The organism is Protofrankia symbiont of Coriaria myrtifolia (assembly GCF_900634755.1).
GTDB classification, from domain to species: Bacteria; Actinomycetota; Actinomycetes; order Frankiales; family Frankiaceae; genus Protofrankia; species Protofrankia coriariae.
Genome location: NZ_CAAAFS010000259.1, coordinates 1 through 5621 on the forward strand (window position 1 = coordinate 1; position 5621 = coordinate 5621).

General features: G+C 67.7%; 6 protein-coding genes and 1 pseudogene. 6 read left to right on the plus strand and 1 reads right to left on the minus strand.

Translation table 11 applies throughout. From position 1 onward, the window contains the following. Positions 1-661 precede the first annotated feature (661 nt). The 6 genes and pseudogenes from CM1CMNOD_RS14800 (at position 662) to CM1CMNOD_RS14825 (ending at position 4189) form a co-directional block, all read left to right on the plus strand. Entirely contained in the window at positions 662-931 is a 270-nt protein-coding gene (locus tag CM1CMNOD_RS14800) for a helix-turn-helix domain-containing protein (RefSeq protein ID WP_237702799.1), read from the plus strand. Between the two features lie 147 nt (positions 932-1078). Next, a pseudogene (locus CM1CMNOD_RS24485) lies at positions 1079-1174 on the plus strand (hypothetical protein); the annotation flags it as partial. Between the two features lie 112 nt (positions 1175-1286). Further along, complete coding sequence (locus CM1CMNOD_RS23215; RefSeq protein ID WP_050803561.1) at positions 1287-1862, plus strand: HipA domain-containing protein; 576 nt, start codon at positions 1287-1289, stop codon at positions 1860-1862. A 491-nt stretch (positions 1863-2353) separates the two neighbouring features. Next, the gene (locus tag CM1CMNOD_RS14815; protein ID WP_013874410.1) at positions 2354-3175 is read left to right on the plus strand and encodes an SDR family NAD(P)-dependent oxidoreductase; all 822 of its coding nucleotides are present in this window, start codon (positions 2354-2356) and stop codon (positions 3173-3175) included. A gap of 12 nt (positions 3176-3187) precedes the next feature. Next, complete coding sequence (locus CM1CMNOD_RS14820) at positions 3188-3532, plus strand: hypothetical protein (protein ID WP_013874411.1); 345 nt, start codon at positions 3188-3190, stop codon at positions 3530-3532. Positions 3533-3556: 24 nt separating this feature from the next. Next, on the plus strand, positions 3557-4189 hold the full coding sequence (locus CM1CMNOD_RS14825; RefSeq protein ID WP_206437658.1) for a TetR/AcrR family transcriptional regulator: 633 nt from the start codon (positions 3557-3559) through the stop codon (positions 4187-4189). On the opposite strand, the gene CM1CMNOD_RS14830 is transcribed toward CM1CMNOD_RS14825, so the two are convergent. Then, the gene (locus CM1CMNOD_RS14830; RefSeq protein ID WP_050803562.1) at positions 4121-5119 is read right to left on the minus strand and encodes an alpha/beta fold hydrolase; all 999 of its coding nucleotides are present in this window, start codon (positions 5117-5119) and stop codon (positions 4121-4123) included. The two genes, CM1CMNOD_RS14825 and CM1CMNOD_RS14830, sit on opposite strands and share 69 nt — an antisense overlap. Positions 5120-5621 lie beyond the last annotated feature (502 nt).

The following is a 5621-nucleotide window of genomic DNA, read 5'->3' on the forward strand; positions in this document are numbered from 1 at the left end:
GCCTGAGACACCCGAACGCCTGAGACACGGAAAAGCGGCGCCGGAGCGCGCCGCTTGCGGCGACGCGCTACTGACGCCCTGCCTCCGCCGTGGCCCGCGACTCGCGCAGGCCACGGAACGGGGCGTCCACCCGGATCCCCGCCAACACCTACCAGCCGTAGGTGAAAACCGCTGTAGCAACCACGGTTTTCACCTACAGGTGCAGAGGCCGTAGGTGAAAACCGTCGCCATAACCACAGTTTTCACCTACGGCCGCGGCTGTGCACACGAAGGCGGACGGCCAGCGGCGTGGGACGGCGCGGGGAACGGCGCTCTCTGGCCCGATAGCCCCGCCCTGCCGCAGCCCGCCGCCAACGTACGCCAGAACACCAGATGACCCGACACTCCCGGACGGAGGCAGTCTCCGAAGCTCACGGCAGCGCCCACTCAAGATCTTTATTGCCTTCAGGTGCCCTTTGACTGCATCAGTCAATTCGCTCTACAAGGCAAGCTTGCCTGCTCTCCCATGGTTGCCTTGAGATACTGGCGAAGTGATGACCACTCCGGCCGGCGCCACGGCTACGGGTTTCGTGTTCTGGCTCGGTAGCCGGCCTTGGCGACGCTCCGTATGACGTTGATATCGCCGTCATGGCAACTGACTCCGATAAGGTGGTCGCCTATCGTGACGGCGATATCGGAGTCAGGCGGGATCATGGCGTACACGGGGAAGGTCACGAGCGCCGAGTCGCTGGGGCGCATCCTGCAGCAGGCCAGGCTGCTCGCCGGGCTGAGCCAGCGTGAGCTCGCCCGTCGGCTGGGCACCACGCAGAAGTACATCTGGGAGCTTGAGGCCGGCAAGCCATCAATCGTGATGGACCGCCTCTTCGCCGCCATGCGCGAGACCGGCATGGAACTGAGCACGACGATCACGCCCCGGGACGAAGATGGCTGACCTGGTCGTCGAACTGTACGGAACGCGGGTGGGTGTGCTCACCGGTCCGTGGCGCACCTTCGACTTCGTCACGGGCCCCGCGCGACCGCCGAGTTCGGCATCGACAGCACCATCCTGTCGGCGGCAATCCCGCTCACGGCGGTACAGGTGCGGGCACGCAAGGAACGCCGGCAGAACTTCTTCCGCGAACTGCTCCCCGAAGGACGGATGCTCTCCCGCCTCGCGCGGCAGGCTTGCGTCGCCGAACAGGACGTCATCGGCTTGCCGCGCCGTTACGGTCGCGACGTTGCCGGAGCCCTCCAGAGCTGGGACCCAGACGTCCCCGGCGAGCCGAAACAGCCGGCGCTGGAACCGGGTGATCGACGGCTGGCCGTCCAGCCACATCCTCAAGCCGGAGTCCCGGGACTACCCGACCTCGATCTACGACGAGGAGTTCGGAGCGCGCTTCGCGCGGGCCACCGGTCTCACCTTCTATTCGACCCATTCGACCTGGATCGGGGAATTCGAAGGCGTACCGGCAGTGGTCGTCGAACGCTACGACCGCTCCCCCGACGCCCCGCAGGGCCGCATCCACCAGGAGGACTTCAACCAGGTCCTCGGCGTGGCGGGCGACCAGAAATACCAGAAGTACGGCGGTCGCGTGAGCCTCGAGCGCATCGCCCGGGTGTTCTCCGCCGCCGGTGACCGCGGTTCGCTGGAGCGCCTGTTCAGGCTGATCGTGCTCTCGGTCGCTGTGGGCAACCTCGACCTGCACGCCAAGAACATCTCCCTGGTGCACCGGCCCGACGGGTCGATGCCCCTCAGCCCCGCCTACGACATGATGCCGCAGGCACACCAGCCCAACGACGGAGAAGCCGCTCTCGCCGTTGCCGGCGAATACCGCCACGCCGCCATCGCCCTCGACCATCTCGTGAAAGAGGGCCGCGCCTGAGGCCTCGCCACGGCCGCCGACCTCGCCGAGGAGACCCTGGCCACGGTCCTTCACCTGACGAGATCAGAGACTCCACACCCACGCGCGCACCCCGGGCTCACCCACACCATCGCCCGGTTCACCTCCAACCTCCTCACCTGCCACACCATCGGCGGCGAGTAGCCAGACCCCAGAAAACCATGGGGAATCACCCGCTACGTCAGAGGCTGTCAGAAGATCTTCAGCTGGCCGCCAGGGGGCAGCAGCTTTGACCTGCAGAAACAGCCCCCGTACTGGCCGATACACCGTTCTGCCGGCAGACCCGTTCGATTCCGGCCAACTGGGAAGAGCCCGATTCCCTGAGCGGCCGCATTCCATGACTCCTGTTGACTGATTATCAATCAACTAGGATGCTAAGTGGCACCTGCAGAAGCGTCAATGCACAAGACACGACGGGACGAGACACCGCCACGTGCAGTCCGTCGAGCCGCCCCGAGAAGAGGAACCCCGCTGTGAGAACTCACGACCCCGTTGCCGGAAGGCGTGTGCTGCTGACCGGAGCGTCCAGCGGCATCGGACGATCCCTGGCCACACAGCTCGCGGCCAAGGGCGCACACCTCGCACTCGTGGCTCGACGCACCCACCTGCTCGACGAGCTCGCCGTGGAGATCTCCGCGACGGGCGCCGCGCCCCCGGTCGTCCTGACCGCCGACCTCGCCTCGGCCGAATCGGCGACCGACGTGGCGCACCGCGCGCTCGGGGAGCTCGGTGCGGTCGACGTCCTGATCAACAACGCGGGGACGAGCCTGACCGGCGCGCTCAGCCTGCACTCCGATACCGAGGCCGCCCGCGCTGTCTTCGAGACGAACTTCTGGGCGCCGATCGCGCTCAGTGCCGCGCCGATCCCCGCGATGCGCGGCCAAGGACGTGGCACCGTTGTCAACGTCACCTCGACGATTCAGTCGGTCCCCTTGCCGCTGCTGGGGTACTACGCTTCGTCGAAGGCCGCCCTCGGGCAGGCGACGCGATCACTGCGCGAGGAGCTCGCCACCACGCCGATCCGTGTGCTCGAGGTGATCCCGGGCGGCACTGACACGGCTCTCCGCGACGTGGACGAGCTCCCATGGCGCGGCAGCGTCCCGAAGACGATTCCACCGGTCTCGGCGGACTCGATGGCGGCCGCGATCGTGCGGGCCCTTGAGCGCGGAAGCAAGCGGCTGGTCTATCCGCCCTACGCGCTGGTCCCCCTGGAACTTCCTGTCACCGGTCGTGTGGTCGCCCGCCTCGCCGGACGCCGGATCGACACGGCCAACGCCCTGCCCAGCGAGCCCTGAGGAAATGCCGCCATGCCTATCGTCCCGGCCCGGCGCCACGAACGTGCTGGCGCCCTCGCCGCTTTCGCTCACGTCGGCACAGCACCCGTCGCACACTTCGCCGTCCCGAAGCCGCTGGAGACGAAGCTCGGCCTGCTCGCCGCCCCCTGGTTCCGGCGGGAGACGGGGACCGCCAACGCGGGCCACGCGTACGGTGCACCGCGGCTCTACCACGGCCATCGTGATCCGACGTTCCTCCGGGCCACGGCCATCGCCGGTATCTCCATGGCCGCTGTAAGGGCCGTAGCGACGCTACGCGGCCACCGGAGCGGACCGTTGAGCCACTTGGTGGATGAAGGCCCACAACCCGTCAACTAGCGTTTGCTCATCATGACCAGCAATGTGGGTGCGACTGCGGACCGTCGTCGGCTGCTCCTCGAGGCAGCGCGTCAGCTCTTCGGCACGAGGTCGTACGACGACGTCACCACCACCGAGATCGCGAAGAAGGCGGGGGTCGCCTACGGACTCATCGCGCACCACTTCGGGAACAAGCGTGGGCTGTACCTGGCCGTGATGGACGGCATCCGGAACGAACTCGCCGCCGAGCAGGACAGCCCAGTCGAGGGCGAAACACTCACCGAACAACTCCACAACGCGCTTCGCCGCCACGTCGACTACATCGATTCTCACCGGTCAGGGTTCCTCGCCCTGCTCCGAGGCGACCTCGGCGCGGACCCGGACATGCGCGCGATGTCCGATGAGCTTCGCTGGGGCGGCGCCAGCCGAATCCTGCATCGGATCGGTGTCCATGGCGAGCCACCCCCGGTCCTGCGCGCCGCCATGCGAAGCTGGGTCGCCCAGTTCGATGAGCTGATGCTCGATCGCCTCGACCACGGCGACACGTCCGTCGACACGATCGTCGCGCTGGCCGCCAACGCGCTGATCGCGGCCCTGGGCACCGTACTTTCACTCGATCAGAGCATCGAACTCGACCCGGAAGTCCTGGCCCAGCTCGGAAGCTGTCAAGTCACGTAAGACAGTTGGTCGTGACCCGGTTGGCTGTGGGATTGGCTGGTTGATCCACCCGGTCTCGGGCAAGCGGGGTGGTCGCGGTCTGCGGCTGAACCGTGTGGGGTGGTCGGCGTGGTCTCTGATCAGGTCCCGGAACAGGTCGGGATGCTCCAGCCACGGCAGGTGGCCTGCGTCGCGGAGATCGACGCGGTGGACGTCGGGCAGTGCGCGGCACAGTGAGTCGGCAGCCGAGCTCGGCCGTGGATCACGGTCGCCGTGCACCACCAGCACAGGCACCCGCAGCCTCCGGTACTCGGCCAGCAGATCCTGTTCCACCCATCCGTCGACTTCGGTGCCGAGCGCCCGGTTGCACAGCTCGTTGACCGGTGACCAGGGCGTCGCCATCGCCGTGGCGTGCAGTTCACCGGCGTCAGGGTCGGCGCAGTCGGTCTTCCACTGGAGGATCGCCAGTTCGCGATCCTGATCGGCGGTACGGCCGAGCGATACCAGTTGATCATATCGGCGTAGCTCTGCCGGCCGTAAACGGGCGCGCATGTTGGCACGCCACTGTGCCTTCCAGGCTCTGCCCGTGCCGGTACCCGAGATGTACGCCAGGGAGCGGACCATCTCCGGATACGCGACCGCGAACCGCAACGCGAGCGTCGCGCCCCAGGAATGACCCAACAGGAACACCGGGCCATCGCCGGTCGAGACAATCACCCGGCGGAGGTCGTCGACGCACTGCGCCACGGTGAAGGGCCCGACAGGAGCGGACCGCCCGCAGCCGCGCTGCTCCCACCGCACCGTCTGAAGTACGCCAGTGAACAGCCGTGCCATCGGGTGGAGATAGTCGGCCAGCCCGGGCCCACCGTTGCACAGGACGATCCGCGGGCCTCGGCCGGTGACATCGCACCACAACGTGGCGCCGTCCGCGGCACGGACCGTCGTCTCCACCGCCGAACCATAACAACGACAGCGCATCCCCCTCACCACAGACAGCCGGGACCACACCGCACGCCTGCGGGACACCGCCACCGGGCGTCTGCCCGCGGCCCGCTGTCCCTTTCCCGGATGGCGGGTGGGTCACCGTCCTGGCGGATGGGAGGTACAAGAGCTCCGGGGGCGGCGTCCGTTCGCCGCTGTGGCGGTCGGTCGAGCTACACCGGTTCGAGCCTGACGATCTTGACAGGCCGGACCCCGGCTACCAGCCGCCCGACCCGGCCGCGTCCATCCCCGCACTGGATCGGATCCCCCTCGACGCGCTGCCTGCGGCACAACCGCGAACGCCACCACAGCCGCGGCGGCGATGGAGGACAGGCAGGCAACACCGCCGATCTTCCTCCTGATTACGGCGCTATTACAGCGCTGGTGGGGCGTACCGGAGAACTCTCCGTGAGGGACGCCCGGGACCGGATTTTGTGCGGGGCTGATGTGGGTGCGACCTCCTGGGACGGGG